The organism is Massilia sp. METH4 (assembly GCF_037094685.1).
GTDB lineage: Bacteria > Pseudomonadota > Gammaproteobacteria > Burkholderiales > Burkholderiaceae_D > Rugamonas.
Window position 1 is genome coordinate 3808064 of record NZ_CP146614.1, and the last position, 25825, is coordinate 3833888.

Consider the following 25825-nt stretch of genomic DNA (forward strand, 5'->3'; position numbering starts at 1 on the left):
ACAACGACTGGAGACACCGATGAGCAAGCCCACCCGCCCGCCGTCCGCCCGATTCCACTGACCTCGCCACGCGCGAACGGTTCGCAACCGATTTCCCCAACAACGCCAAGACGGGACCCCGAGCCCGCCCGAAGATAACCGCAGGCCCGTCGCCTGCAAGGAGACTCTCATATGTTGACCACCCTGGCCTATTCGATGGTCGTCGTGTTCATGTTCCTGATCATGACCAAGCGCCTGCCGGCGCTGGTCGCGCTGATCATTGTGCCGATCGTCTTTGCCCTGATCGGCGGCTTCGGCCCCGAACTCGGGCCGATGATGCTTGCCGGGATCAAGCAGCTGGCGCCTACCGGCGTCATGCTGATGTTCGCCATCCTGTACTTCGGCATCATGATCGATGCCGGCCTGTTCGACCCGGTGGTGCGCCGCATCCTGAAGATCGTGCAGGGCGACCCGATGAAGATCGTGGTCGGCACGGCCGCGCTGGCCATGTTCATCTCGCTCGACGGCGACGGCGCCACCACCTACATGATCACCGTGTCGGCCATGCTGCCGCTGTACAAGCGCCTGGGCATGAGCCGGCTGGTGCTGGTGTGCGTGATCATGCTGGCGGGCGGCGTCTTCAACATCCTGCCATGGGGCGGCCCGACCGCCCGCGCCGCCAGCGCGCTGGGCGTGGACGTGAGCGAAATCTTCGTGCCGATGATCCCCGCGATGGCGGTAACGGCAGTGTGGGTGCTGTTCGTGGCCTACGTGCTGGGCATGAAGGAGCGCAAGCGCCTCGGCGTGGTCGTGCTGCCGGCGGACGACGCGGAGCAGAAAGTGCCGCAAGGCGGCTTCCTGCAGCCTGCCTTCGCCGGCATGCCAGCCGGCGCCGACGTGGCGGGCACTGACGCACCGGTGTTCGCTCATGGGGGGGCCGGCGCGCAGGCCGGCCAGCACGTGCCAGGCAGCGGCCCCGCGCCTGGCGCCGGGAGTGCCGACGCGCCGATCACCGTATCCTCGTCCGCCACCGCGCGGCCGAAGCTGATCTGGGTGAACTTCCTGCTGACGGCAGCCCTGATGGTCCTGCTGATCATGGGCGCCTTGCCGCTGCCGGCGCTGTTCATGATCTTCTTCGCCATCGCCATCATGATCAACTATCCGGGCCTGGAAGAGCAGAAGGAGCGCATCGCCTCGCATGCCGCCAATGCGCTGCCGGTCGTCTCGCTGATCTTCGCGGCCGGCATTTTCGTGGGCATCCTGCAGGGAACGAAGATGGTCGACGCCATCGCCAACAGCGTGATCGCCGGCGTGCCCGAATGGATGGGGCCATACCTGGCCGTCGTCACGGGCATTCTCAGCATCCCGTTCACGTTCTTCATCTCGAACGACGCCTTCTACTTCGGCATCGTGCCGGTGCTGGCCAAGGCGGCCGAAGTCTACGGTATCAGCGCGGCGGAAATCGGCCGGGCCTCGATCACCGGCCAGCCGGTGCACCTGCTGAGCCCGCTGGTGGCATCGACGTACCTGCTGGTCGGCATGGCCAAGGTCGAATTCGGCGACCACCAGCGCTACACGCTGATCTGGTCGATCAGCGCCTCGCTGGTCATGCTGGCGGCGGGCATCCTGTTCGGCGTGATCCCGCTGATGGGCACCGGCGCCTGACGTGCGCCCCGGCCGGAACGTGCGGTGACGGGCATCGGCCGGGTGCGGGCCTGCAGGCCGCGGGTAGAATGACCATCCGTTCATCCTGCCGCAAGCGCCATGTCCAAGCTGCCCACCACCACGCGACGCTGCACCAACCTGCTGCTGGAGTACATCGCGCAGCACGTGGCGGTCGGCGAGCCCTTGCCGACCGAGGTGAAGATGACGGAAGTGGGGCAGGGCAGCCGCACCGCGATCCGCAGTGCGCTGGCCTACTTCATCGAACGGGGACTGATCGCCGGCATGAAGGAGCGCCGCCTGCTGCGCAAGCCGGAGGAAGGCGACTGGTTCGACGTCTCGGCACTGCACAGCGGCACCGAGCGCCTGCAGCAGGTGCTGATGGAGCGCATCTACCAGCGCGACCTGCCGCCGGGCGCGGAATTCTCGGAAGCGGAACTGGCGCGCGCCTCGGGCGTGAGCACCATCGCCGTGCGCGAGTTCCTGATCGGTTTTTCGCGCCACGGCCTGATCGAAAAGAAGCCGCGCGGCGGCTGGCGCCTGTGCGCCTTCGATCCTGCGTTCGCCGAGGAACTGGGCGAGGTGCGCGAGATGTTCGAGCTGAAGGCCATCGAAAGGGTCGCCAGCCTGCCACCAGGCGATCCGGCCTTCGACCGCTTCGCCGGCTTGCTGGCACGGCACGAGGCGCTGGGCGCCGCGCCGGCGGCCAGCCACGTGGACTTTCCCCCGCTCGACCGGGAATTCCACACCTTCCTGATCGGCCTGTTGCACAACCGCTTTGCCGACAGCCTGAACGACGCGGTCTCCCTGGTCTTCCACTACCACTACCAGTGGGACAAGCGCGACGAACTGCCGCGCAACCAGTACGCCGTGCAGGAACACGTGGCGATCCTGCGCGCGCTGGTGGCGCGCGACGTACCGGCCGCGCTGGCCGCGATGCGCACGCACCTGCAATCGTCGCGGCGCACCATGCTGGAGTCGCTGCACAACCGGCGGGAAACGGGAAAGGCGCCTGATAGGCACTGAGCGCCGGCTTTTGCGTGGGATAGAGGCCCGAGGGAGCAACTTGACCTGGCTTTCCCATCCGGGTGCCGTCACGGGAAGTCTTATCGTGAGGCGCCCGTGTCCAGGCGGCCGGTCCCTTCACCCAGCGCCAGCGGCACCCCTCGCGCCCAGCGATTCGAGGACAGCGAAAACGTCAGCGCGCGCACCTGGTGGAACCAGCCGGCCGGCACGTACAGCATGTCGCCCGGGTTCACGATGCATTCGACGACCGCCGCCTGCCGCGCCAGCGGGAACCGGTCGTAGTCCGGCGCCTCGGGATCGAACGGGGAGCCGAACAGGATGGCGTTCGCCTCGCACGGATAGAGGAATTCGTCGTGATGCGGCGGCGCCAGCATGATGCGCTTGCTGCCCCACACCTGCGCGAACACATTGTCGTCGTAGTCGCAGTGCAGCGGCGTGACGGTGCCGGCCGGGCCGAGCCAGAAGCGGGGCGGGCCCATCTTGTCGAAGTACGCGGGCCAGTGGCAGAAGCGGTTCAGCTCGCGCAATTCCAGGTTGCCGAGATAGGGCGGCAAGCCCTCGGTGCCGGCGGCAACGAGGTCGAGGTAGTCGAGCATGCCCATGTCGCGCATCGCGCGGTCGGGGGCGAAGGCCGTGTTGACATAGTCGCCCACGCGGGCGCGCACCGGCAGGTGGCTGTAGCGTTCGCGCAGCGTGTGCACCGTCATGGCGGCGAGCGGCCAGCGGTCGACGATGCCCGTCATCAGGAAGGGCAAGCCCTGGGCAGCGCGGGCGCGGAACGCATTCCTGTCGAGCGCCCGCAGGCGCGGCACTTCCGTGATGGTCGGCAGCGTTCTGGCGGTAGCCTTGATCGCCTCGCGCATGGCGGCGATGGAAGGCACGCCACGCACCTGCGCATCGCGGCGCTCGCGCGCCGCCGCGTGGGCGGCACGGTCAGCCGCTGCCGATTCGGATTCCTGCCTGGTGGGCGGCAAGCGCGGTGCGCGCCGTGCCGCTGCCGCTGCCGCTGTCACTTCCTCGCTGCCGAACGCTATCTTCTTTTCTGACATCTGTTGACTCTTTCCCGGCGGGTTCGCCGGCCGCCATTATGCAGCCAGCGGCACGCGGCCGGGAATGCCGGCGGATCAGCGCGAGGCCGAGCCGCTGGCGGAGCCGCTGCCGCTGCCGGATACGCTGGCGTCCGCGCCGGCATTCACCTGGATGGCCGATGCGCTCTCGGCGGCGGCATTCGCGGCATTGCGGGCGGCGCCGGCGGTTCCGCGTGCGGCCGCAGCGCCGTTGGCAGCCGTTGCCGCCGCATAGCCGCGGGTGGCTTCGGCCTGCGCGATGGCCGCGGAACGGGCGGGTTGTGCGGCATCCGCCGCACCCGATGCCGCTCCGATCATCCCGCCCGTCCCGAGTGCGAGGGTGCCGCTGCCGCTGCCGGATGCCTGGCCGCTGCCGGAGGTTGCCACGGAAGCAGGGGCAGGGGCGGGCGCCGGTGCTGCCGCAACGGGCGCCGCGGCACGTGCGGGTGCGGCGGTGCGGGCCGGTGCGGCTTCGGGCGCGGCACGCGTCGGTGCGATCGGTGCGCGCGCGACCCGTTCGATGCCTCCCATCTGGCTGAACGAGCCGCCGCCGCCGAGGGCGCCGCCGAGCGACCCGCCGAGGGCGCCGCCGCCTCCGAGCAGTTGGGCGTTGGCCGAAGCGGCGATGGCGAGGGTGGCGATGAAGACGATTTGTTTGGCTTGCATGGTGGTTCTCCTGTTGTGCGGCGCGGCCTTTCCGCGCCCTTCACTGTGAAAACGGTGCTGCCAACCGGTTTATTCCATCGTCATCAAAATTTTTTTTCAGCGCATTGCCGACGGGTCGATCCGCACTCCCGTACCCACCGTGCCGTAGCCGGTCGCCGCCCGGTCGGTGCCCGGCACCGCTTCCTTCGCCAGCGCGGCGATGGCAGCCTGGGCGCCGGCCGGATCGGGCTGCGGCAGGCGCGGCGCCAGCAGGGCCGCCACGATCGGCGCGGCGAACGACGTGCCGCGCACCTGCCGGAATGGCGGCGCTCCGGGGGCCGCGCTCACCATCTGGCTACCCGGCGCGGCGAACATCACCTGCGGGCCGCGCGCCGCTTCGGGAAGAGGGCGCCCGCGCCGGTCCACGCCTGTCACGCCCACCACGCCGGGATAGCTGGCCGGATAAAGGGGCGGCGCGGCCGGGCCATCGTTGCCGACCGCCGCCACCAGCAGGTGCCCGCGCGCGACCATTGCGGCCACGGTGCGCCGCAACGGCTCGTTCGGCGGGCCGACGAGGCTTACGTTGACCACGCCCACCTTCCGCTGCGCCATCCAGGCCAGCGCGGCGCCGATCCGCAAGGCGGAGCCCCCCGTGGGGCTGTCGCAGTACACGTCGTAGGCGTACAGCGTGGCATCCGGGGTGGCGCCTTCGAACCGGTCGGCGCGGCCTACCATCAGCGCAGCGACGGCGGTGCCGTGCGCATGGGGATGTGCTTTGGCACCGCAGCCCTCGCGGCGCACCCGGGCATCGGCAAACACCGGGTGGTCCGCATCGACACCGCTGTCCACGAGGCCCACGCTGCCGGCGCGCTGGCCGTTGGCGGGAACGCCCGCCGCATCGCCCGAGCCGGTGTACAGGTGATTGAAGTCGTAGGTTCCCGCCGGGTCGGCCGCGCGCAGTGCGGCCAGCAGGGTGGCGGTCGCGGCGCCGGCGGGGACCCGCAGCACCACCATCACCTGGTCCAGTTCATCGAGGCGCTCTTCGCTGACCGCCACCAGGCCCAGTTCGCGCGCGGCGGCCAGTCCGGCGGGCGTCGGCGACCAGGCGAGGATTTCGCCGCGCACGGCCGGTTCGCCGCGCGGGTCGGGTTCCACCACGTCCGGGTGCCGGCGCAGCAGTTCGTCGACGAGTTCGCGGCGCAGTTCGCGCACGTCGTTCACCACCCGTGAGTCGAGCAGGCGCTCGGCGGGACGGCGCAGCAGGTCGGTGCCCAGGCCTTGCGGCAGCGGCAGCGAGGGCAGGCGCAATTGGGCCTGGGCGGCGGAGCACAGGCAGAGGAGCGCCGCGCAGAGGTAACGGGGTGTGGTCATTGCATGATGATAGTATCGGCTGGTGATGAATGTAAAACGCACGGCCGATGGAATAAAATCCCCGCCGCCATCGTTATAGTCATTGATAGCACCGACGAAGGATGAAACTCGACGCCGACATTGCCGACCTGCTGCCCCGCATGCGCCGCTTCGCACGGGTACTCACATTCAACCGCGAGGATGCGGACGACCTGGTGCAGGTGGCCGCCGAACGCGCCTTGCAGCGGCAGGATCAGTTCACTGCCGGCACGCGGCTCGACAGCTGGATCTTCCGCATCATGAAGAATGCCTGGGTGGACGAGGTGCGCAGCCGCATCCGGCGCGACGACCTGTTCGCGCCGCAGGAAGAGGGCGAGCACGTGGGCGACGAGTCGGCCGAGGCGCACCAGCGGCGGCTGGCGATCGAAAAGGCGATGAGCATGTTGTCGGAAGATCATCGCACGGTGATCGCGCTGGTGCTGGTGGACGGCTTGCCTTATAAGGAAGCGGCCGAGGTGCTGGAAATACCGATGGGAACGTTGACGAGCCGCCTTGCGCGGGCGCGCGAGGCTTTGCAGGGCTTGCTGGCAGGGACGGGGAAATGAAATTCACGGATGAAATGCTGATGGCCTACGCGGATGGCGAACTCGATGCGCGCCAGCGCGCCGCCATCGAACGGGAGATGCTGGGCGACCCGACGGTCGCGGACGCGGTGGCGCGCCACCAGGCCTTGCGCCGCGACGTGTTCGACGCCTTCGCCGGCATCCTGGACGAGCCGGTGCCCGAACGCCTGCGGGTGCAGGTGCCGAAGCAGGCGGACAACGTGGTGCCGCTGGCCGCCGTGCGGGAACGGGCGCAGCGCCGCCGGTTTTCCTGGCCGGAGTGGGGCGCGCTGGCGGCCACGCTGGCCATCGGCGTACTGGCGGGCGGCGCCGGCTGGCATGTGCTGAGCGACGATGCCGGCCCCGTGATGGTCGCGCAGGCAGGCGGCGTGGCTGCCAGTGGCGAGCTGGCGAACGCGCTGTCCAGCGAGCTGGCCGCGGCACCGAAGGGCGATGTACGGATCGGCGTGAGCTTCGTGTCGAAGGGCGGCGAATACTGCCGCAGTTTCACCTTGGGCGGCACGGCCGGCCTGGCATGCCGCAGCGGCGGCGAGTGGCGCATTCCCGTGCTCGCCGAAGGGCAGCAAGTGGGCACGCAGTACCGCCAGGCGGCGGCGCAATTGCCGCCGGCGGTACTGGAGGCGATCGACGAGCGCATCGCCGGCGCGGCGCTCGACGCACCGGGCGAGCGCGCCGCGCGCGACCGGGGCTGGAAGCGCTGAGGTCCGGCCGAAGGGCCTGCCGAACCTCGTGCCGTGAACCTTATGCGCCGAGGCGCAGTTGCAGGCCTGTATCGCTGTAGACCGGCGTGACGGTGGAGAAGCCCTCGACGGTGATGCTGTCGAACTTGCCTTTCAGGCTCTTCGCGCCGAGCACGGTCAGCGTGCTGCCCGCGGCCGGCTTGTAGCCGTCCTGGAACTTGATGCGCAGCGTGCCGCCGCCGATCGTGGCGGTGCCGCCCACGTTGATGCGGCCTTGCTGGGCCGCGCCCAGGCGCAGTTCCAGCGTGCCGCCGGCCAGTTGCGTGTACTGGCTCAGTTCCAGCGCCGCCGGGGCATTGCTCGCGACCGTGGCGCCGCTGGTCATATGGACCGCGCCGGTGCCGAAGGCCGTGGTGGACAGCGCTTCCAGCGCGCCGCCCTCGACCTGGGCGCCACCCGTCCAGGTATTCTTGCCGCCGAGCTTCAGGGTGCCGCTGCCTTGCTTGACCAGCTTGCCGCTGCCAGAGATGTCGTTGCGCCAGCGGTCGGCGGCGTGGAAGCCGCCCTTCGCCGCATCCATGAGGATCACCACATTGCCCGTGAAAGTGCCATAGCCATCCGCGGCGGCGAACAGATTCAGGCGCCCCCAGCCTTCAGGATCGTCCAGCACCGGGTAGCCCGACGCGATTGCCGTGGTCTTCAGCACCACGCGGCGCTGCGCGTCCGAAAGGTAGGGCAGGCGCGTTTCCAGCAGCACTTCGGCCCCTTTCGGCACCACGGCCGGTGCGTTGGCAGGGCCGATCCGCGGCAGGCCGAACGTCATGCGGCGCAGGTAGTTGTCACGGCTCGTCGCGTAGTCGGCGAAGCGGTCGGTGGCGGGCGTGCCCGAGGTTGCGTAGGCCGCGAACGTGTCCGGCGTCGTATTGGTCAGCTTCATCAGCGTGGCGTGCGCCTGCGTGACCGCAGCGGCGCGCGTGGCGGCGCTCGCGGCCAGAAGGTTGGCGGTGGCGACCGCCTGCGCCTGCACCCGGCCGCTGATCACGTCCAGCGGCGAATGCATGCCTGCGAAGATGCGGCTTTCGCCCAGTTCCAGGCCGCGCCCCACCAGCTCCTGGTAGCGTTCCGGCAGCACGTAGGCCATGGCGGCCGCGTTGCGCACCGCTTCGGCCGAGTGGCCGCTGGTGAAACCGCCGTCTGTCGTCGGCGTCGTGCTCTTCGCGGGTTCCAGCTGCGGCAACACCTTCACCGCGCTGCTCCAGCGCCAGGGGCGGGCGTACTTGTAGAAGCGCTTGGCCGGTTCGGTGGAGCCGTTGGCGCCCATCGAATTCACCAGGTCGATCACCTTGCCGAATTCGGGATTCGCATCGCCGCCCACGCCGTTGTTGTTACCGCTATCTTCATACTTCACGGTCGTGGCGTCGGCCGGCATGTTCGTGATGCTGGTGGTCTGGCGCGCGGCGGTGCGCCAGGCGTTCGTCAACGGGCCCATGCCTTCGGTCACGCTGTAGCCCTTGCTGCGGCGATCGTCCAGGTAAGCGAGCAGCGCCTGCTCGGGCGTGCGGCTGGCGGTGGCCTTCACCACGTAGTCGATATTGGCATTGTGGACGGTTGCGTTGACGATCGTGCCGCCGTTCGTGCCGTCGTTGGGTACGCCGGTCCAGGTGGAGGGAAGCACGGCAGGGAAGCCGTCGACTGCCGGCGCGCTCTGGCCCGCGTCGACGAGTTCGGTCAGCGGCTTCCAGATCTCGAGCATGCCGCCCAGCACCCGCACGCCGGCATTGGTGGCCAGCGTGGCATAGCGGGCATCGCCGCGCTGGTTGGTGGCGGCGGTGTCGACGAAGGCCACGGCCGACGGCACCGGCGCGGTATCGGCCGCACCCTGGTCGGCCGGCGCGGCCGGAATGACGAGCGCGGTTTCGGCGCGGTTGTCGTGATCGGAACCGCCACAGGCGGCCAGTGCCAGGACGGCACTGATGGCGATGGCGAGAGGAAGTCGGCGCTGACCGGCGTATTGCATTGTGGACCCTTCGTTGTGGTTAAGAGCGCCTAACAAAACCCCCATGGCTGCGTTGCAACGTCTCGCCGTACAGGTGTACTGTCTTCGACGCCGCGCCTTGCCCTGCGGGTTTTGTTAGGCGCTCTAAGGCAAAAAAACGAAGGGATGATAGGGGGCGTTCGTGACGGCTTGATGACGGCAGGCGGCGCAAAGGGATCGGTGCCAGACACCAGCGGCTGCTACCACAGCCTCTGCCCGCTGTGTTCGAGCTCCGTCAGGTACAGCCGCACATCGAACTCGTACTGGTGGTAATGCGGCTCCATGTATGTGCAGAGCTTGTAGAACGCCTTGTCGTGCTGCTTTTCCTTCACGTGCGCCAGCTCGTGCACGGCGATCATGCGCAGGAATTCGATCGGGCATTCGCGGAACATGGTCGCCACGCGGATCTCGTGCTTGGCCTTCAGCTTGCCGCCCTGGATGCGCGAGATCGAGGTGTGCAAGCCGAGCGCGTTATTGATCACGTGGATCTTCGGATCGAACAGCACCTTGTCGATCGGCGCGGCGTTGCGCAAGAACTCATCTTTCAGATCCTGCACGTAGTCGTACAGGGCCCGGTCGTTGCGCACTTCGTGGGCTTTCGGATAACGTTTCTTCAGCACTTCGCCGAGGCGGTTCTGGTTCAGCAGGGCTTGCACCTGGTGGCGCGTATCGTCGGAGTAGGCGCCGAGGTATTTCAGTGGGGCTGTCATGGCGCCGAGACTGTATCACAGCCTTGCAAGCCCGTACTGCAAGCCCGTATTGCAAGCCTGTATTGCAGGCCAGTATGATGGCGGAATGCGCACCCATGTCAATTCCGTGGGACTGCTGGTCCGCGCCGATCCCGCATTCCTGTTCACGTACCCCGACCATATTCCGCGCAGTTGCATCGACGTGTTGCCGCAGCAGCCGGGCATCTACATCTTCCGCGACGAAGCCGCGACGCCGATCTATATCGGCAAGAGCGTCAACATCCGCCACCGCGTGCTGTCGCACCTGCGCACGCCGGAAGAAGCACAGATGCTGGCGCGCACGCGCCACATCGACTTCGAGCGCACCGGCGGCGAGCTGGGCGCGCTGCTGCTCGAAGCCATGCTGATCCGCGAGCACCAGCCCGTGTTCAACGTGAAGCTGCGCAAGCAGCGCGAGATGTGCTCGATCGCGCTGCGCGAGCACCGCCCCGAGATCGTGTTTGCGAAAGAGGTGGACTTCGGCGGCACCGACGGCCTGTTCGGCCTGTTCGGCACGCGCAAGGCGGCCCAGGAAACGCTGAAGAACCTCGTGCAGGCGGCCAGCCTCTGTTCGGTTGCGGCAGGCCTGGAGAAGGGCAGTCCGGGCCGGCCCTGTTTCGCCCGGCAGATCGCCCGCTGCCGCGGCGCCTGCACTGGCGAGGAAAGCGCCGCCGACCACGGTGCCCGGCTGCACGCGGCGCTCGACCCCATGCGCGTGCGGCGGTGGCCCTACGCGGGGCCGATCGCGATCGTCGAAGAGTCCGATGGCCTGCGGCAAAAGCAGCTGGTCGACAACTGGTGCTACCTCGGCACCGGCAAGCTGAAGAAGAAGCGGCCGGCAGCGCGCTTCGATCCGGCCGTGTATCACATCCTCCAGCGGCCGTTGCTGGGTGGTGGATTGACGATCGAACTGTTATGACTGCCCAGCGATAACGGGCGCGGTTTTTTCTTCGCCGTATTTTCGTCGCTGTATTTCGTCGCCGTGTTTCTTCGCTGTCTACCGTCGCTGTGTATCGTCGCGGTATATCAGTCGCTGTATACTCGTGTATATTGCGCATTTTGCCCCAGTTGAACGATATGTCCCATCCAGCCGTGCCAGCCGTGCCCCGTTCTCCATCCATGGGCAGCCGCTGATGGGCGACGCCTGGATCGCCCTCGCCCTGTCGCTGAAGGTGGCGCTGTGGGCCACGGTGCTCGACCTGGTGCTGGGCGTGGCCGTCGGCTGGGTGCTGGCGCGCAAGCGCTTTCCCGGCCGCGAATTGCTCGACGCGCTCCTGACCCTGCCGATGGTGATGCCGCCCACGGTGCTGGGCTATTACCTGCTGGTCGTCATCGGCCGCAACGGGCCCATCGGGGGCTGGCTGCATGACAGCTTCGGCATCAACCTGATCTTCACCTGGCAGGCCGCCGTGATCGCCGCCGCCGTGGTGGCATTCCCGCTGGTGGCGAAGGCGGCGCGCTCGGCCTTCGAAACGGTCGACCCGCAGCTGGAACAGGCCGCGCGCGTGCTGGGAGTCTCCGGCATGGGCGTGTTCCTGCGCGTGACGCTGCCGCTGGCCTGGCGCGGCGTGCTGGCGGGCACGCTGCTGGCCTTTGCCCGCTCGATGGGCGAGTTCGGCGCTACCCTGATGGTGGCGGGCAGCATTCCTGGCAAGACGCAGACGCTGTCCATCGCCGTCTACGAAGCCGTGCAGGCGGGGCAGGACGATACGGCGAACCTGCTGGTGCTGGTGACTTCGGTATCCTGCATCCTGGTGCTGCTGGCGGCCACGCGGCTGGCGCCCACGCGAAAGGCCCTGCCATGATCCGCCTTCACATCGACACCACGCTGCGCGCCGGCGCCCGCGAGTTCCGCCTGAACGCCCGCTTCGCATCGCAGAGCCAGCGCATCGTTATCTATGGCGCCTCGGGTGCGGGCAAGAGCCAGATGCTCAAAGCCGTGGCCGGGCTGGCGCGCCCCGATGCCGGCTATATCGAGCTGGCGGGCAGGGTGCTGTTCGACAGCGCCAATGGCATCGACGTGCCGCCCCAGCGGCGCGACGTGGGCTACCTGTTCCAGGACTACGCGCTGTTCCCGCACCTGAACGTGCGGCAAAATATCGCTTTCGGCCTGCGCCGGGGGCTCTTCAATCCGCCGCGCAAGGTCGATGGCCAGGCGCTCGCCTACTGGCTGGACGCATTCGGCCTCGAGGCGGTGGCGCACCAGCTGCCGGACGAGCTTTCGGGCGGCCAGCGGCAGCGCGTGGCCCTGGCGCGCGCGCTGGTGGCGGAACCGGCCGCACTGCTGCTGGACGAGCCCTTCGCGGCCCTCGATCCGGCGCTGCGCGTGCGCATGCGTGCCGAACTCGACGCGTTGCAGCGCCGCCTCGATATTCCGATGCTGATGATCACCCACGACCCGGACGATGCGTTGGCCTTCGGCGGCCACGTACTGACGATGGCCGATGGCGCCATCGTGGAGGAACGACCATGAGTGAACCCCTCGAACTGCACGGCAAGCTGTGGCTGGCCGCCGGCGGCCGGCATCTGGGCGGCGCCAATCGCATCGCCTTGCTGGCCGCGATCGCACAGTGCGGCTCGATCACCCGGGCCGCCAGGGCGGTGGGCATGAGCTACAAGGGCGCGTGGGATGCGGTGGACGCCATGAACAACCTGGCCGGCACGCCGCTGGTGGAACGGCTGGCCGGCGGCAAGGGCGGCGGCGGCACGCGGCTGACGGAGCGGGGCGCCCAGCTCGTGGAACAGTTCCGGCGGCTGGAAGAGGCGCACCGCCGCTTCGTCGCCCAGCTGGACCGGCAAAAAGACCTCGACATCAACCTGCTGCAGGTATTGAACATGAAGACCAGTGCACGCAACCAGTTCCTCGGCACCGTGGAAACCGTGACGCGCGGCGCCGTGAACGACGAAGTCGTGCTGCGCATCGTCGGCGACCAGCGCATCGTGGCCGTGGTGACGCACGAAAGCGCCGGGAGCCTCGGCCTGGCGCCAGGCGTACCGGCGTTCGCGCTCGTGAAGGCGTCGTCGATCATCATCGCCGTCGAGGCGGAAGGGGCACGCCTGTCGGCCCGTAACCAGCTGGCGGGAACGATCGCGCGGGTGGTGCCGGGAGCGGTGAATGCGGAGGTGACGATCGCGCTGCCGGGCGGTGGCACGATCGCGGCGACCGTGACGACCGGCAGTGCGGAAGGGATGGAATTGGTTGCCGGCATGCCGGCGACCGCGCTGTTCAAGGCGTCCAGCGTGATCGTCGGCGTGCCGGGCTGAGGTGAGTAATCAGGCCGTACGCGTGGATTCGAACAGGAACCAGATGCGCTCTTCGGCTTCGTCGATCCAGTTTTCCAGCAGGCTGGCGGTGGCGATGTCGTTGTCTTCGTCGCACACGTCGTGCACTTCGCGCATGGCCTTGACCAGCGCCTGGTTGTCGGCGCGCAGCTCGTCCAGCATGGCGATGGCTTCGACGAACGGCTCGTCGTTATCCTTGATCCGTTGCAGTTGCGAGATGTGCTTGATGGAGCGGATGGTGGAGCCGCCCAGCTTGCGCACGCGTTCCGCGATCGGGTCCAGCATCGCGTAGATGGCGGTGGCCTGCTCGTCGAGCAGCAGGTGGTAGGAACGGAAGTGCGGGCCGCTCACATGCCAGTGGAAATTCTTGCATTTGATGTACAGCGCGAAGGTGTCGGCCAGCAGCGCATTCAGCCCCTCGGCCACGTCCACGCGGGCTTTGTTGCCGAGGTCGGTCGGCGTCTTCAGTGCTTCCGGTTGTGCTTGGTCGTTCATGTCTGCCTCTTCTGAATGTGGAAATTGATTGTATCGCAGACAATGAAACCGTGTGGTGAACCGTGCGGGCGTGGCACGTCACCACCAAAAGGGAGAGGTTTGGCGCGTAATGGGGGGAAATGCGTGCACGATGCGCGCGTTTGCGGATGAGGCATGCGCTGTCCCTCATGTGCGAAATCAGCGGGACAAATGCGGGGCGAAGGCAGGCGAGCGAAGGTGCGTTGAAGGCGCGTTGAAGAAGCGTTGAAGAAGCGTTGAAGAAGCGTTGAAGAAGCGTTGAAGAAGCGTTGAAGAAGCGTTGGAGGAGCGCGGAAGGGGCACCGAAGGAGCACAGCAGGGGCACCGAAGGAGCGCTGGAGAAACGCCATCGGACCGGCAGGGCCGGGAAGGGTAGCCCCGGCCCGCCGTGATGGGATGCGCAGGCGCGATGCCGGCTGGCATGCGCAGGTACGCGGCGACGTCCGTCAGCGTTTTTCTTCCTTGGCCCCCTGCCGTGCCAGCCGGCTTGCCGACTGCCGGCTTTCGCCGCCCTTGCGGCCGATTTCCGCCATGTGCTCCCGATCCCGGCTCACCGCCTCGCCACCTTTCTGGCCGGCGCGGCGCGCTTCCTCGGAATCGAATTCATGGGCGGTGCCTTTCTGGTGGGCTGCCTGCCCGCCCTTGCTGGCGATCATGCGTTGGGTTGCGGCGTCCATCGCCGCGAATCCCCGCTTGCTGGTGCTCTTTCCACCCCCCGATGATTCGGCCCGCTGGCTGCTTCCCTTTGCCGGGTCGGATCGCTGTTCGGTTCTGACATCGGACCTCATGTTTGATGCAACTTCGCCACGTGAATCGTGATTTGTAGCCATGTTTCACCTCGCTCTCTGGTTCGCTCTCGCGTTCGCTCGTTGGTACGAATCGATCGAATTGGGCCAACGCCTTGCCCTGGCCCACCCAGGAGCGGCAAGGTCTGCCGCTCCGTGTGATTAGAGGAGGAGGTCGTGCGTAAGTTCCGGCGATCGATCAGGAATCGGCCTTGCCGATGGCCGAGCGTTCGCCAACGGCCTCGCGGGTGCCGCTGCGCAACGGCCGGGCACCCATATCGTGTTCCAGCTGCTCCTTGCGGTCGGTCAGCTGCTCGCACAACGCCGTCAGGTCGGCGTCGCTCTTTCGTGCCTGCGGGAACATCTCCTGCTCCTCTTCGGTCACGTGATGCTCGATCGCCTTGCGCAGCATCGCGATGGTGCTGTCCAGATCCGGATCGTCACCCGACATGCCCTGGATATGCGCGATCAATTCCTTGGCTTCGGCGTGTTCCTGGATCGCTTCCTGCACCATCTTCACGTCGCCCGTTTCGGCGCGCACTGCGGGGTAGAAGATCTCTTCCTCGATCATCGTGTGGATTTCCAGTTCCATGCAGATCTGCATGGCGAGGTCGGCCTTCAGGCTCACGTCGCCGATGTTCTGCAGGCGTTCGTATTCGCGGAACAGCTGCTTCACCTTGTCGTGGTCGGCAGTGAGCAGCGCCACGGCATCCTTCATTTGCGAGCTCTGGGTGCGCGGCATGTTGACGGGAGGGTGGTCGCCGCTGCTGGGCATCGGTACCTTGTCATTGGTGTCGTTGGTCATGGGTGGCTCTCCTGATGTGTTGGGAAGATGCCGCGCTATGCCGCGCGGCGGCTGCCTGCTACCTGGCTTTCAGTATAGGACGCTCGCGCGAAGGCGGGCGCGCCCTTGCCATATTGGTATGCTCTGCCGTTCGTGCGACAATAGCGCACTTGCGCCCACGTTTTTTGCGCACAATTTCAGCCGAGTCTGCTCATCATGCATCCCGAATACATCCTCACGCTGTCCTGCCCGGACCAGCGCGGCATCGTGCACCGCGTGTCCGGTTTTCTTGCCGAACACGGCTGTAACATCATCGATTCCGCCCAATTCGGCGACCAGGAAACGTGCCGTTTCTTCATGCGCGTGCACTTCGCCGCCGAGGACGCGACCGTGGGCGACACCGCGCTGCGCGAGCAGTTCGCCGCGCTGGCGGACGATCTGCGCCTCGAATGGAACCTGCACGACGCACACAAGAAGCCGCGCGTGCTCCTGATGGTGTCGAAGATCGGCCATTGCCTGAACGACCTGCTGTTCCGCTACAAGAGCGGACTGCTGCCGGTCGAGATTCCGGCCATCGTGTCCAACCACATGGACTTCTACCAGCTGGCCGCCAGCTACAACATCCCGTTCCACCACCTGCCGCTGGCCACCGGCGCACCGGAATCGGCCAAGCTGGCGCAGGAAGCGCGCATCGTCGAGCTGATCGAGTCGCACGACATCGACCTGGTGGTACTGGCGCGCTACATGCAGATCCTGTCGCCGTCGCTGTGCGCGCGGCTCAAGGGCAAGGCGATCAATATCCACCACTCCTTCCTGCCCAGCTTCAAGGGCGCGCGGCCGTACGCGCAGGCGCACAAGCGCGGCGTGAAACTGATCGGCGCCACGGCACACTTCGTGACGGGCGACCTGGACGAAGGCCCGATCATCGAGCAGGACGTGGAACGCGTGGACCATGCGATGGATGCGGAAACGCTGTCCGCGATTGGCCGCGACGTGGAATGCGTGGTGCTGGCACGCGCCGTGAAATGGTTCGTCGAGCACCGCGTGCTGCAGAACGGCGACCGCACCGTCATCTTCAAGTAAGCATCTTCAATGGCACTCAAGGCAACAATCTACAAGGCGGAACTGTCGATCGCCGACATGGACCGCAATTACTACGGCACCCACGCGCTCACGTTGGCGCGCCATCCTTCCGAGACGGACGAGCGCATGATGGTGCGCCTGCTGGCGTTCGCGATCCATGCGAACGAGGCGCTGGCGTTCACCAAGGGCATGTTCGACGTCGAGGAACCGGACCTGTGGCAGAAGGACCTGACCGATGCGATCGAGCTGTGGATCGAGGTGGGCCAGCCGGAAGAGCGGCGCATCCTGAAGGGCGCCGGCCGCGCCGAACACGTGATCGTGTACAGCTACAGCAGCGCCAGCCCGATCTGGTGGAAGAACATCGCCAACAAGATCGAGCGGGCGAAGAACGTTTCGGTCGTCAACCTGCCGTCGGAAGCCACCGCCGCGCTGGAAAAGATGGCGCAGCGTACGATGCAGCTGCAATGCACGATCCAGGATGGCCAGATCTGGCTGACCGACGGCGTCGAGACCGTGCAGGTCGAGCGCGAGGTCTGGAAGGCGGAGCGCTAGGCTCCACCGAAGTCCCTGTAGGCGGCGTTGCGCACGTCGCGCGGGAAGGCGCCCGCCATCCCTTCGAACGCCGTGTTCGTGAGCTGCACCACGATCAGGTCCGCGATCGGGTCGTGGAACCAGTAGTGGCCATAGGCGCCGCCCCATTGCAGCGTGCCGCACGATTGCGGCGAATGCGCTTCCTTTGGGTGGGAGAGCACCGCGCCCAGGTAGCCGAATCCCCAGCCGGGGCCCTGCGTCATCGCGGTTGGGCCCGTGCGGTCCACTTCGGCCGCGCGCAGGATGGCGCGGTTCGATGTCCTCAGACTCAGCAGGAAGCGCAGAAAATCGTCCGCCGTGCCGGCCATGCCGGCCCCGCCGGAAGGGTACGATGCCGGGTCGAAGATGCGCCCCGGCGTGAAGTGCGCGAATCCATCCATGAACGGCACTTCCTCTTCCTCGCCCATGCGCGCCGGCGGCGCCGGTTTCGCATCGCGGTAGGGCGTGACCAGCCGGCCTTCGTCGACGACGTGGAAGGCCGTGTCGCGCATGCGCAAGGGTCCCGTCACCTCGCGCTGCACGATCGTCGGCAGCGGCATGCTCGTGGCCCGCTCGAGCACGGCGCCCAGCACATCCGTCGCGACCGAATAGCGCCAGCTCGTGCCCGGCGCATAGGCCAGCGGGCATGACGCGATGCGCGCCAGGTTTTCCTCCAGCGACAGGCCGGCCTGGTCCAGGCCGTCGGAGACGCGCGCCCGCCGGTACGGCCCATCCGGCGGCTCCAGGAAGCCGTACGATAGCCCGGCCGTGTGCGTGAGCAGGTGTTGCAGCGTGATCGACGGCGTGGAACCGTCCGGCAGGCGCGGGTGGAAATCGGGCAGCCACTCGGTGACGGCGGCGGAAAGGTCGATGGTTTCCTCGTCGGCCAGCTTCAGGGCGGCGGTGGCGACGAGCGGCTTGGTGATCGAGGCGAGGCGGAACACGGCGTCCTCGCGCATCGGTACGCCGTGCTCGCGGTCCGCGTGGCCGGCCGCGCGGCGGTAGACGATCTCGCCGTCGCGCGCCGCGAGCACCACGGTGCCGACGATGCGTTGCCGTGCGATGGCGCTGTCGATGACCTTGTCGAGATTCATATGGGTTCCTCCGTACAGGCCGCCATCTTAGCGGCGATCGTGCGCGCGTGCAGCGCGGGCTATAATTGCCGGCATGACGACATCGTTCCAACGGCTGCTGCGGCTCCGCTTCGCATGGGTCGCGTGCTGCGCGATCCTGCTGAACGCGCTCGCGCCGGCGGTGTCGCACGCACTGGCCGCTTCGCCGGTGCGGGGCCACGCCTGGGAAATCTGCCTGAACGACGGTACGCGGCTGGCGGGCTACGGTGAACTGGACGAAGCCACGTTCCGCGCGCTGACCGACCGGGCCAATCCCATGCCTCCCGGTTTCGCCTCCCATGACATGAGCGATGCCGCGGCCATGGCCGATTGCGGCTACTGCCTGCCGCATGCCGGTTCGGTGGGCCTGCCGCCGCCGGCGGGCTTCATCGTGCCTGCCGCTACTGCCGCGGCGGAACGTCCCTACCTGTATTACCACGCCCCGCGGCCCTTGCAAGCCTGGGCCGGCGCGCAGCCGCGAGGTCCGCCCGCCATCTCCTGATTTCGTTGCGCAGTCTTTCAACCATTCAGGAGCCACACCATGAAACACCTCTTCACTGCCGCCGCACTGGCCGCTTCCTCCATCGCCGCCCACGCACAGGTGATCGTCACCGATGCCTGGGCCCGCGCCACCGTGCCCGCCGCCAGGGCGTCCGGCGCCTTCATGCAAATCGTATCGAAGACCGATGCCCGCCTGGTCGGCGTCAGCAGCCCGGTCGCCACGGCCGAGCTGCACCAGATGTCGATGCAGGACAACCGCATGTCCATGGCCCATGTCGAAGCGATCGACCTGCCGGCCGGCAAGGCCGTGCAACTGGCTCCGGGCGGCTACCACGTGATGCTGATGGGACTGAAGCGCCAGCTGAAGGAAGGCGAGACGGTGCCTGTCACGCTGGTCGTCGAACAAAAGGGCGGCAAGCGTGACAATGTGGAAGTGCAGCTGGCCGTGCGGCCGCTGACCTACGCGCCGCCGCGCCACTAGGAGGCGCCGTGTTCCCACCTTTGAAACGACCGCTGGCAGCCATGCTGGCGGCGCTGGGCCTGTGCGCCCATGCGCAGGCGCAAGAGCTCGATGTCGTCACGATTCACGGCGGCCGGCCTACCTCGCTGCCCACGCAGATTCCGACCACGATCGAGGGCATCACCGCGGCGCAGATCGAAGAGCGCATCAATGCGTTCGACGCCGAGGACGCGCTGAAATACTTCCCCAGCCTGAACGTGCGCAAGCGCTACATCGGCGACTATGACCACGCGGTGCTGGCCAGCCGTGCCTCCGGCACCGGCAACAGCGCCCGCTCGCTGGTGTACGCGGATGCCATCCTGCTGTCGAACCTGCTGGGCAACGGCGCCACGTACACGCCGCGCTGGGGCCTCGTCACGCCCGAGGAAATCGAGCGCGTCGATGTGCTGTATGGTCCGTTCTCGGCCGCCTATCCCGGCAACTCCGTCGGCGCCGTGGTCGATTTCCAGACCCGCATGCCCACGAAGCTGGAAGGCCATGTGCGGCTGGCCGGCTTCGCGCAGCGCTTCGCGCAATATGGCACCCGCGACACCTTCCATGGCAAGCAGGGCAGCGCGGCGCTGGGCGACCGGCAGGGCGCGCTGTCGTGGTGGCTGCACCTGTCGCGCCAGGACAGCGACGGGCAACCGATCGGCTTTGCCAACAAGCTGGTCGCCAACGGCGTGGCCGGCAGCGGCGGCGTGCCCGTTTCCGGCGCGGTCGCCGGCCGCAACCCGTCGAACCGCGACTGGCTGATCCTGGGCGCGAACAACCAGGTGCACACGGTGCAGGACCACGCCAAGGTGAAGCTGGCCTATGACTTCTCGCCCGTCCTGCGCGCCAGCTACACGCTCGGCTGGTGGAAGAACGACGCGGACCGGCGCAGCGAGTCCTACCTGCGCGACGCGGCCGGCAAGACCGTGACGGGCGGCGACATCAATGTGGACGGCCGGCGTTACACGCTGCTGGCCTCCGACTTCGCGCCGCAGCGGGGCGACCTGGAACACCTGATGCACGGCTTGTCCGTCAAACGGCATGCAAAGGGCACCTTCGACTGGGAATTCGCCGCCAGCAAGGTCGACTACCGGAAGGACCTCGTGCGTGTGCCGACCGTGGTGCTGGCCGGCCAGGATGCGACGGGGCAGGGCAATGTGACCGACATGGCGGGCAGCGGCTGGCACACGCTGGCGCTGAAGGGCACGTGGCGGCCGGACGCCGCGCACACGGTGGACCTGGGCGTGCAGCGCGACGGCGCGCGACTGCGCACGCGCGTGTTCGCCACGCCGGACTGGCTGGCGGGCAGCGACGGCCGGCACGTCTCGACGTTCAACGGCGACACGCGGCTGACCAGCATCTACGCGCAGGACACGTGGCGCATCGGCGAGCGCTGGAAAGCCACGCTGGGCGCGCGCTGGGAACGCTGGCAGGCATATGGGGGAGAAGTGTCGAACGCCACGAGCGGCCTGCTGCATTTCGGCGAACGCAGCGAAAGCGGCTGGTCGCCGAAGGCGGCGCTGGCCTGGCGCTTCACCGACGAATGGACGTTGAAGGCCTCCGCCGGCCGGGCGATGCGCAATCCGACGGCGGCGGAACTGTTCCAGGGCTCGATCGTGGATGGCCGTATCGTCAACACCGACCCGTACCTGCGCGCCGAGCGTTCCTGGACGGAGGAGCTGACGGCCGAACGCCTGGTTGCAAAAGGCAGCCTGCGCGCCACGCTGTTCCACGAACGCACGCGCGACGCGCTGTATGCGCAACCGCTGACGCCCACCGTGTCCACCGTGCAGAACGTGGGCCGCATCCGCACGGTCGGGCTGGAACTGGCGCAGCAGGCCGACGATGTGCTGGTCGAAGGTTTGTCCTTGCAGTCCAGCCTCACGTATGCCGATTCGCGCATTCGCGAGAACGCCGCGTTGCCCGCCTCGGTCGGCAAGCGGCAGCCGCGCGTGCCGCGCTGGCGCGCGACGGCGCTGGCCACGTGGCGCGCCGGCGACCGCCTCTCCGCCAGCGCCGGCGTGCGCTACAGCGGCACGCAGTACGGCACGCTGGACAACAGCGACCCAAACGGTTTCACGTACATGGGCGTCTCGCGCTACCTCGTGGCGGACGTGCGGCTGCGGTACCGCTTCGACGAACACTGGTCCGGCGCGCTCGGGATCGATAACCTGGGCAACGAGAAGTACTGGGCCTTCCACCCGTACACGCAGCGCACGCTGGTGGCGGAGTTGAAGTTCGACCTGTAAGGCCTTGAAACGACAGGCCCGGCGGGCAGCGCCTGCCGGGCCTGGCAAAGGGGAGGGCGGTTTTCAGCGGGCGGAAGCGCCCAGGCGTTGCACGGTGCCGGAACCGGCCACCGCCTTCGTGACCTGCGCATTGCCGTAGTAGCCGACGTTGCCCGAACCGGTGACGTTGGCGGTGATCGAACCGCGCGCCGTGAGCACCGACTGGCCCGAGCCGGCCACGGTCACGGTGGCATGCTGCACGTCCAGCCGGCTCGTATCGGCCTTGCCGGAACCGGCGATCGAAATCTGCGCGCGGGCCGCCTGGCCGGCCGCGTCGACCTTGCCGCTGCCGGCCACGCCCACTTCCACGGTCTTCGCCTCGATCCCGTCGATATCGAGCGCGCCGGAACCGGCCACTTCGAGCGTGAGCTTGTCGGCGCGGATGCGCCTGGCTTCCAGCATGCCCGAGCCGGCCACGCCGAGATTGTCCACCGCGCGGGCCCGCACCACGATCTTCAGGCGGCGCCCGTCGATCTGCATGTTCTTGCGCACCGGCCGGATGTTCAGCACCCCGTTCTCCACCACCGTTTCCACCAGCGGCAGGATATTGTCGTCGCCTTCGATCGTGAGCGTATCGTCGCCGCCGATCACGACTTCCACGTGCGCGCCCGTCGTCAGCTCCACCCCCTTGAAGGGCCCCGGCTGGCGCGCCTGCGACACGATCTTGCCGCTGCCCTGCACCCGCTCCCCGCCCAGCCACGCCAGCGTGGGCGAATCGGCCGCCGCGGGAATGGTCGTGGCCAGCCCGACGGCTGCGGCGAAGGCGGTGGCGATGAGGGCGATGGACTTGGTTTTCATGATGGACTCCGAGGATGCTTTGTCGATGATGGGATCGTACGCAAAGCGTGCCCAGTGGTCGCGGGCTGTGCGATGGAATGCATGGGGAGCGGAACAGGATGCGAAAACCGGCAAAAGCCGGTGACAGGCACCGGCATTTTTGAAACATTTCCTGAAACCCGGTGACAGGCACCGGGTTTTTTGCAACATTTCCGGATTGCCGGTGCCTGTCACCGGGGCTGACACGGGTTTTCTCGTGCGCCCCAGCTCAATCCAGCGGAACGGCGCGATACCGGTTCACATCCAGGCTCGACACCGGCGGCGCGTTGTTCCCCCACGCGCTGCGCAGGTACGACACCACCTGCGCCACCTCCGCGTCATCGAGTGCATGGCTGAATGGCGGCATGCCGTACGGCCGCGGGTTGCCGCGCGTGCCGGGCGGGAAGCCGCCATTGAGCACGATGCGGATCGCGTTCGTGGAATCCTGCATGGTCAGGGCGCGGTTGCCGGCCAGCGGCGGATAGTGGGGCGCGTAGCCGGCGCCGTTGGCGCCATGGCACTCGGCGCAGTGCTTGTCGTACAACTTCGCGCCGGCCTGCAGGAAGGCCACCGCTTCGGGGGCCTTCGAACGCTCGTGGGGCGCCCCGCCGTTGGCCGATGCCGGCAGCGATTTCAGGTAGACCGCCATCGCCCGCACGTCGGCCTCCGACAGGTGTTGCAGGCTTTCGCGCACCACCTCCGCCATCGGCCCGAACACGGTGGCGCGCGGCGACACGCCGGTATGCAGCAGCTGCGCGATGTCCTCGACGGGCCAGCGACCCAGGCCCGCTTCCGAGTCGGAAGTGAGCGACGGCGCGTACCAGCCCAGTACCGGCACCAGCCCCCCGGACAGGTCGCCGCCGCTGCCGCCCAGCACATTGCGCGCGCTGTGGCAGGCGCTACAATGGCCAGGGCCCTCGACAAGGTAGGCGCCGCGGTTCCATTCGGCCGGCCGGTCCCGGCGTTCCTGGTAAACGCCGGGCCGGAAGTACAGCGCGCGCCAGAACGCCAGCGCGGCCTGGGTGTCGTAGGGGAAGCGCAGCCGGTGCGGCGCGTTCGCATGCCGCACCGGCGGGATGGTGCGGAAATAGGCGTACAGTGCATCGGCGTCGTCGCGCGTGATCGCCGTGTAGTTCGTGTACGGGAAGGCCGGATAGAGCAGGCGGCCATCGCGCGAGCGGCCATTGTGCAGCGCGTTCCAGAAGTCGTCCGCGCTCCAGCGGCCGATGCCCGTCTCGGCGTCCTGCGTAATGTTCGGCGCAACGATCGCGCCGAACGGCGTCTGCAGCACGCGGCCGCCGGCATATTGCGCGCCGCCCCGTGCGGTGTGGCAGGCCATGCAGTCGGCCGCGCGGGCCAGGTAGGCGCCGCGCGCGATTTTCTCGGCGGCGGGCAGGGCGGCGAAGGCGGCGCTGGCTGGCGGCCCGGCGTCATGGCGCGGCCACAGGAACCCCAGCGCGACTGCCAGCGCCAGTGCCGCCGCGGCGATGATCCAGCGCGTCCGGCGGCTCATCGCGCGCCTCCATGGTCCGGCACGCCGCCGCAGCGCAGCGGCAAGGGCGCGGCGGGGGCCTCGGCCGGGCGCGCCGCCGCGTCCACGGGCTGGCTCGCCAGCCAGGTCGAGACGGCCGCCACGTCCGCCTCCGACAGGCGCGCCGCGATATCGGCCATGCAGTCTGGCGCCTGCGCGCGCCGCGCCTTGTTCTTCCACGCGCCGAACTGCGCGTTGATGTAGTCGCGCGGCAGCCCGACCAGGCCGGGAATCGCCGGCGCCACGCCGGCCAGCCGCTGGCCGTGGCAGGCCACGCAGGCGGGAACCTTGCGCGCCGCGTCGCCCTGCTGCACGAGCACCCGGCCCCGTTCCAGCGCCTGGGCGGTGGCGGCCACCGGGGCCGGCGGCGGGTAGGGCGGGTGCTGGCTTGCGAAGAATTGCGCGATCTCGCGCAGGTACGGTTCGGGCAAGTGCTCGACCATGTACGTCATCATGGGGAATTGCCGCCGCCCGTCGCGGAAGTTCAGCAGCTGGTTGTACAGGTAGCCCTCCGGCTTGCCGGCGATACGGGGAAAGAATGCATCGTTACGGCCCTGCGGTTGGTGGCACGCCAGGCACGGCGCGACGCGCTGCGCCAGCGTATCGGGCGGGGCGGCCGTGGCAACGGGGGGTACGGCCAGCGCGAACGAGGGCAGGGCGAACGAGGGCAGGGCAAATGCGGCGGCAAGCGCCGCATGCAGCGGGAGTCTCGGTTTGGGCATGCCGTTCCGGTGCGGTTGTCGACCAGGCAAGCATACCCCCGCCCGCGGCGGAAGAACAGTGGCGCGCGGTTCAGCCGCCGGCCGGTGTCGGCGCCGGCCGCGGCACTTTCGGCGGCCGCTGCGGCGGCAGCTTGTTGCCGAGCGCGAGCCAGTGGCGGTAGACGCGCAGCGCCACCTGGGCATCGTCGGCCGCGTATTGCAATTGCTTGTCCGTCAGGCGCGGCGTGGCCCAGTTGGTGGTGGAAATCTTCTTTGATTTCTGCAGCTTCCGGCCGAAGTACTGCGCCACGGCGCTCTTCGCACCGAGGTCGTGCTTCTGGCCAGGCACGCGCAGCGCTTTCGACAGGTCGGCCACGCGGGCCGGTTCGATGCCCAGCTTGGCACGCAGCCGCTTCACGTCGTCGGCGAGGCCGAAGCCGACCTTCAGCGTGTCGGCCGATTCGAGGATCGCCTTCAGCGCCGGCAGCAGCGCCGCCACGTCCGGGCCGACCGGGAACAGCCATGCGGTGAGCTCGTCGGCGAACTGCACGAGGTGCGGTCCGTCCGAGCTCTGGCCCTTGACGAAGGTGGGTTTGGATTCGGTGTCGAAACCGATGGCATCGTGCGCCAGCAGCGCGGCCTGGGCGGCCTGCGCTTCTTCGGCCGTGCGCACGAGGCGGATATCGGCCAGGGCAATGCCCTGGTAGGGCGGCAGGTCGGGCTCGCCCTGGTGTGCTTCGGTATGGAACGCCATCAGCCCTTGCGGGAGAACTTTGCGGTCAGCTGTTCCAGCTTTTCCTGGCGGCGGCGCGCCGCTTCCTCGGCCGCCTGCGCCTCGCGCTCGGCCTTCTTGCGCTCCGCTTCCTTGCGGAACCGTTCGGCCAGCGTATCCTTGGCGTGCTTGCGGTGCACGTCCGTCACTTCCGCGCCGGTCGAACCGTCGAGGTTGTAGCGCACGCTCGCTTTTTCCATCGCGCGCAGGTAGCGCTGCGAACCGGTGTGGATGCCCAGCGCGGCACGCATCAGCTTGCGGTCGATACCCGGCACCTGGGCGAGGATCTGCTTGTCGATCCCGATCGCCAGCGGCAGGAAATCGCGGAAAGGCGGGAATTGCTGCTGGAGCTGCTTCAACAGCGAACGTGCGCTCGGCGCCGGCGCGGCGGCGGGTGCCGCGGTGCGCGCGGCTTCGTTCGCGACAGTGCTGGCAGCAGCAGATCCGGCAGCAGATTCCGTAGCAGATTCGTCGGCAGCGGACGTCTCGGGGGTAAGGCTGGTATTCATCGACTTCAGTGATTGATCAGGAGGCGCCAGCATACCACGCGCGATCCGCGCGCGCGTTGCATTTTTCTTCATCATGACGAGTCGACCACGCGCCGCCACGAAGATTGCATGGCCGGCGGCGTGCCAGATGATGTCAAACCGTGTATAATGGCCGACGCACCAAATGCAGCGCGGTGCAGATTCAGTCTGGTAAGGAGTTGTCCGCGGTCCCCTGCACAAGGGTTTTCCGCATGCCGGCGCCCTGAAGCGAGTGGAAAAGCTCCATGCTTCGGCGAGCGCGACAGGGCCGA

At 67.9% G+C, this 25825-nt stretch carries 27 protein-coding genes; 13 read left to right on the forward strand and 14 right to left on the reverse strand.

Features of this window, described 5'->3' with window-relative positions:
- Positions 1-171: 171 nt before the first annotated feature.
- Both V6Z91_RS16775 and V6Z91_RS16780 read left to right on the forward strand, forming a co-directional pair.
- Positions 172-1644: a CitMHS family transporter gene (locus V6Z91_RS16775; protein WP_338758794.1), complete on the forward strand. Its 1473-nt coding sequence runs from the start codon at positions 172-174 to the stop codon at positions 1642-1644.
- 99 nt (positions 1645-1743) lie between these two features.
- Positions 1744-2667, forward strand: a complete 924-nt coding sequence (locus tag V6Z91_RS16780) for a GntR family transcriptional regulator (protein WP_338758796.1) — start codon at positions 1744-1746, stop codon at positions 2665-2667.
- Positions 2668-2747: 80 nt separating this feature from the next.
- Here V6Z91_RS16780 and V6Z91_RS16785 read toward each other — a convergent pair whose 3' ends face one another.
- The 3 genes from V6Z91_RS16785 to V6Z91_RS16795 form a co-directional block, all read right to left on the reverse strand.
- A complete protein-coding gene (locus V6Z91_RS16785) occupies positions 2748-3716 on the reverse strand; it encodes a cupin-like domain-containing protein (protein WP_338758798.1) in 969 nt (322 codons plus the stop codon).
- A gap of 75 nt (positions 3717-3791) precedes the next feature.
- Positions 3792-4400, reverse strand: coding sequence for a hypothetical protein (locus tag V6Z91_RS16790; protein WP_338758800.1), 609 nt, complete (start codon positions 4398-4400; stop codon positions 3792-3794).
- Between the two features lie 96 nt (positions 4401-4496).
- Positions 4497-5750: a S8 family serine peptidase gene (locus V6Z91_RS16795; protein ID WP_338758801.1), complete on the reverse strand. Its 1254-nt coding sequence runs from the start codon at positions 5748-5750 to the stop codon at positions 4497-4499.
- Between the two features lie 101 nt (positions 5751-5851).
- Between V6Z91_RS16795 and V6Z91_RS16800 the strand changes: the two genes are divergently transcribed.
- The gene (locus tag V6Z91_RS16800; protein WP_338758802.1) at positions 5852-6334 is read left to right on the forward strand and encodes an RNA polymerase sigma factor; all 483 of its coding nucleotides are present in this window, start codon (positions 5852-5854) and stop codon (positions 6332-6334) included.
- The gene (locus V6Z91_RS16805; RefSeq protein WP_338758803.1) at positions 6331-7053 is read left to right on the forward strand and encodes a hypothetical protein; all 723 of its coding nucleotides are present in this window, start codon (positions 6331-6333) and stop codon (positions 7051-7053) included. Before V6Z91_RS16800 ends, V6Z91_RS16805 begins: the two co-directional genes overlap by 4 nt.
- Before the next feature lie 40 nt (positions 7054-7093).
- On the opposite strand, the gene V6Z91_RS16810 is transcribed toward V6Z91_RS16805, so the two are convergent.
- Both V6Z91_RS16810 and V6Z91_RS16815 read right to left on the reverse strand, forming a co-directional pair.
- Positions 7094-9049 (reverse strand): phosphatase PAP2 family protein, encoded by a 1956-nt coding sequence (locus V6Z91_RS16810; protein WP_338758804.1) that lies wholly within the window; start codon positions 9047-9049, stop codon positions 7094-7096.
- Positions 9050-9267: 218 nt separating this feature from the next.
- The gene (locus V6Z91_RS16815) at positions 9268-9777 is read right to left on the reverse strand and encodes a YgjP-like metallopeptidase domain-containing protein (protein ID WP_338758806.1); all 510 of its coding nucleotides are present in this window, start codon (positions 9775-9777) and stop codon (positions 9268-9270) included.
- 85 nt (positions 9778-9862) lie between these two features.
- Between V6Z91_RS16815 and V6Z91_RS16820 the strand changes: the two genes are divergently transcribed.
- The 4 genes from V6Z91_RS16820 (at position 9863) to V6Z91_RS16835 (ending at position 13059) form a co-directional block, all read left to right on the forward strand.
- Positions 9863-10714: an endonuclease gene (locus V6Z91_RS16820; protein ID WP_338758808.1), complete on the forward strand. Its 852-nt coding sequence runs from the start codon at positions 9863-9865 to the stop codon at positions 10712-10714.
- A gap of 214 nt (positions 10715-10928) precedes the next feature.
- On the forward strand, positions 10929-11600 hold the full coding sequence (gene modB, locus V6Z91_RS16825; protein WP_338758809.1) for a molybdate ABC transporter permease subunit: 672 nt from the start codon (positions 10929-10931) through the stop codon (positions 11598-11600).
- A complete protein-coding gene (locus tag V6Z91_RS16830; RefSeq protein WP_338758810.1) occupies positions 11597-12268 on the forward strand; it encodes an ATP-binding cassette domain-containing protein in 672 nt (223 codons plus the stop codon). Before modB ends, V6Z91_RS16830 begins: the two co-directional genes overlap by 4 nt.
- Positions 12265-13059 carry a TOBE domain-containing protein gene (locus tag V6Z91_RS16835; RefSeq protein ID WP_338758812.1) on the forward strand — a complete coding sequence of 265 codons (795 nt, stop codon included), beginning with the start codon at positions 12265-12267 and terminating at the stop codon, positions 13057-13059. The genes V6Z91_RS16830 and V6Z91_RS16835 overlap by 4 nt, the downstream gene beginning before the upstream one ends.
- A 9-nt stretch (positions 13060-13068) precedes the next feature.
- Here V6Z91_RS16835 and V6Z91_RS16840 read toward each other — a convergent pair whose 3' ends face one another.
- The 3 genes from V6Z91_RS16840 to V6Z91_RS16850 form a co-directional block, all read right to left on the reverse strand.
- Complete coding sequence (locus V6Z91_RS16840; protein ID WP_338758814.1) at positions 13069-13572, reverse strand: DNA starvation/stationary phase protection protein; 504 nt, start codon at positions 13570-13572, stop codon at positions 13069-13071.
- Between the two features lie 464 nt (positions 13573-14036).
- Positions 14037-14378, reverse strand: a complete 342-nt coding sequence (locus V6Z91_RS16845) for a KGG domain-containing protein (protein WP_338771901.1) — start codon at positions 14376-14378, stop codon at positions 14037-14039.
- A gap of 196 nt (positions 14379-14574) precedes the next feature.
- A complete protein-coding gene (locus V6Z91_RS16850; protein ID WP_338758816.1) occupies positions 14575-15180 on the reverse strand; it encodes a hemerythrin domain-containing protein in 606 nt (201 codons plus the stop codon).
- Positions 15181-15372: 192 nt separating this feature from the next.
- Between V6Z91_RS16850 and purU the strand changes: the two genes are divergently transcribed.
- Together purU and V6Z91_RS16860 are read left to right on the forward strand one after the other, a co-directional pair.
- Complete coding sequence (gene purU / locus V6Z91_RS16855) at positions 15373-16242, forward strand: formyltetrahydrofolate deformylase (protein ID WP_338771903.1); 870 nt, start codon at positions 15373-15375, stop codon at positions 16240-16242.
- A gap of 9 nt (positions 16243-16251) precedes the next feature.
- The gene (locus V6Z91_RS16860) at positions 16252-16794 is read left to right on the forward strand and encodes a YaeQ family protein (RefSeq protein WP_338758818.1); all 543 of its coding nucleotides are present in this window, start codon (positions 16252-16254) and stop codon (positions 16792-16794) included.
- On the opposite strand, the gene V6Z91_RS16865 is transcribed toward V6Z91_RS16860, so the two are convergent.
- Entirely contained in the window at positions 16791-17906 is a 1116-nt protein-coding gene (locus V6Z91_RS16865) for a serine hydrolase domain-containing protein (RefSeq protein WP_338758819.1), read from the reverse strand. The two genes, V6Z91_RS16860 and V6Z91_RS16865, sit on opposite strands and share 4 nt — an antisense overlap.
- Before the next feature lie 73 nt (positions 17907-17979).
- Here V6Z91_RS16865 and V6Z91_RS16870 point away from each other — a divergent pair, with 73 nt between their 5' ends.
- Genes V6Z91_RS16870 through V6Z91_RS16880 form a run of 3 tightly spaced genes read left to right on the forward strand, consistent with a single transcriptional unit; the run spans position 17980 to position 21167 of the window.
- On the forward strand, positions 17980-18426 hold the full coding sequence (locus tag V6Z91_RS16870; protein WP_338758821.1) for a DUF2946 domain-containing protein: 447 nt from the start codon (positions 17980-17982) through the stop codon (positions 18424-18426).
- A gap of 39 nt (positions 18427-18465) precedes the next feature.
- Positions 18466-18906 carry a copper chaperone PCu(A)C gene (locus V6Z91_RS16875; RefSeq protein ID WP_338758823.1) on the forward strand — a complete coding sequence of 147 codons (441 nt, stop codon included), beginning with the start codon at positions 18466-18468 and terminating at the stop codon, positions 18904-18906.
- 8 nt (positions 18907-18914) lie between these two features.
- Entirely contained in the window at positions 18915-21167 is a 2253-nt protein-coding gene (locus tag V6Z91_RS16880; RefSeq protein ID WP_338758825.1) for a TonB-dependent receptor, read from the forward strand.
- 63 nt (positions 21168-21230) lie between these two features.
- Here the strand turns inward: V6Z91_RS16880 and V6Z91_RS16885 are convergent, their stop codons facing one another.
- The 5 genes from V6Z91_RS16885 to V6Z91_RS16905 all read right to left on the reverse strand — a co-directional run bounded on the left by V6Z91_RS16885 (position 21231) and on the right by V6Z91_RS16905 (position 25535).
- Positions 21231-22004: a head GIN domain-containing protein gene (locus tag V6Z91_RS16885; RefSeq protein ID WP_338758827.1), complete on the reverse strand. Its 774-nt coding sequence runs from the start codon at positions 22002-22004 to the stop codon at positions 21231-21233.
- A 247-nt stretch (positions 22005-22251) separates the two neighbouring features.
- Positions 22252-23535, reverse strand: coding sequence for a cytochrome c (locus V6Z91_RS16890; RefSeq protein WP_338758828.1), 1284 nt, complete (start codon positions 23533-23535; stop codon positions 22252-22254).
- A complete protein-coding gene (locus V6Z91_RS16895; RefSeq protein ID WP_338758830.1) occupies positions 23532-24275 on the reverse strand; it encodes a cytochrome c4 in 744 nt (247 codons plus the stop codon). Before V6Z91_RS16895 ends, V6Z91_RS16890 begins: the two co-directional genes overlap by 4 nt.
- 70 nt (positions 24276-24345) lie before the next feature.
- Complete coding sequence (locus V6Z91_RS16900) at positions 24346-25008, reverse strand: 3'-5' exonuclease (protein ID WP_338758832.1); 663 nt, start codon at positions 25006-25008, stop codon at positions 24346-24348.
- Positions 25008-25535 (reverse strand): ProQ/FinO family protein, encoded by a 528-nt coding sequence (locus V6Z91_RS16905; RefSeq protein WP_338758834.1) that lies wholly within the window; start codon positions 25533-25535, stop codon positions 25008-25010. Before V6Z91_RS16905 ends, V6Z91_RS16900 begins: the two co-directional genes overlap by 1 nt.
- Positions 25536-25825: the final 290 nt, after the last annotated feature.

Coding starts and splice junctions, on each gene's coding strand:
- V6Z91_RS16775 (WP_338758794.1), top strand. CDS start 172: ATGTTGACCACCCTGGCCTATTCGATGGTCGTCGTGTTCATGTTCCTG.
- V6Z91_RS16780 (WP_338758796.1), top strand. CDS start 1,744: ATGTCCAAGCTGCCCACCACCACGCGACGCTGCACCAACCTGCTGCTG.
- V6Z91_RS16785 (WP_338758798.1), bottom strand. CDS start 3,716: ATGTCAGAAAAGAAGATAGCGTTCGGCAGCGAGGAAGTGACAGCGGCA.
- V6Z91_RS16790 (WP_338758800.1), bottom strand. CDS start 4,400: ATGCAAGCCAAACAAATCGTCTTCATCGCCACCCTCGCCATCGCCGCT.
- V6Z91_RS16795 (WP_338758801.1), bottom strand. CDS start 5,750: ATGACCACACCCCGTTACCTCTGCGCGGCGCTCCTCTGCCTGTGCTCC.
- V6Z91_RS16800 (WP_338758802.1), top strand. CDS start 5,852: ATGAAACTCGACGCCGACATTGCCGACCTGCTGCCCCGCATGCGCCGC.
- V6Z91_RS16805 (WP_338758803.1), top strand. CDS start 6,331: ATGAAATTCACGGATGAAATGCTGATGGCCTACGCGGATGGCGAACTC.
- V6Z91_RS16810 (WP_338758804.1), bottom strand. CDS start 9,049: ATGCAATACGCCGGTCAGCGCCGACTTCCTCTCGCCATCGCCATCAGT.
- V6Z91_RS16815 (WP_338758806.1), bottom strand. CDS start 9,777: ATGACAGCCCCACTGAAATACCTCGGCGCCTACTCCGACGATACGCGC.
- V6Z91_RS16820 (WP_338758808.1), top strand. CDS start 9,863: ATGCGCACCCATGTCAATTCCGTGGGACTGCTGGTCCGCGCCGATCCC.
- modB (WP_338758809.1), top strand. CDS start 10,929: ATGGGCGACGCCTGGATCGCCCTCGCCCTGTCGCTGAAGGTGGCGCTG.
- V6Z91_RS16830 (WP_338758810.1), top strand. CDS start 11,597: ATGATCCGCCTTCACATCGACACCACGCTGCGCGCCGGCGCCCGCGAG.
- V6Z91_RS16835 (WP_338758812.1), top strand. CDS start 12,265: ATGAGTGAACCCCTCGAACTGCACGGCAAGCTGTGGCTGGCCGCCGGC.
- V6Z91_RS16840 (WP_338758814.1), bottom strand. CDS start 13,572: ATGAACGACCAAGCACAACCGGAAGCACTGAAGACGCCGACCGACCTC.
- V6Z91_RS16845 (WP_338771901.1), bottom strand. CDS start 14,378: ATGAGGTCCGATGTCAGAACCGAACAGCGATCCGACCCGGCAAAGGGA.
- V6Z91_RS16850 (WP_338758816.1), bottom strand. CDS start 15,180: ATGACCAACGACACCAATGACAAGGTACCGATGCCCAGCAGCGGCGAC.
- V6Z91_RS16860 (WP_338758818.1), top strand. CDS start 16,252: ATGGCACTCAAGGCAACAATCTACAAGGCGGAACTGTCGATCGCCGAC.
- V6Z91_RS16865 (WP_338758819.1), bottom strand. CDS start 17,906: ATGAATCTCGACAAGGTCATCGACAGCGCCATCGCACGGCAACGCATC.
- V6Z91_RS16870 (WP_338758821.1), top strand. CDS start 17,980: ATGACGACATCGTTCCAACGGCTGCTGCGGCTCCGCTTCGCATGGGTC.
- V6Z91_RS16875 (WP_338758823.1), top strand. CDS start 18,466: ATGAAACACCTCTTCACTGCCGCCGCACTGGCCGCTTCCTCCATCGCC.
- V6Z91_RS16885 (WP_338758827.1), bottom strand. CDS start 22,004: ATGAAAACCAAGTCCATCGCCCTCATCGCCACCGCCTTCGCCGCAGCC.
- V6Z91_RS16890 (WP_338758828.1), bottom strand. CDS start 23,535: ATGAGCCGCCGGACGCGCTGGATCATCGCCGCGGCGGCACTGGCGCTG.
- V6Z91_RS16895 (WP_338758830.1), bottom strand. CDS start 24,275: ATGCCCAAACCGAGACTCCCGCTGCATGCGGCGCTTGCCGCCGCATTT.
- V6Z91_RS16900 (WP_338758832.1), bottom strand. CDS start 25,008: ATGGCGTTCCATACCGAAGCACACCAGGGCGAGCCCGACCTGCCGCCC.
- V6Z91_RS16905 (WP_338758834.1), bottom strand. CDS start 25,535: ATGAATACCAGCCTTACCCCCGAGACGTCCGCTGCCGACGAATCTGCT.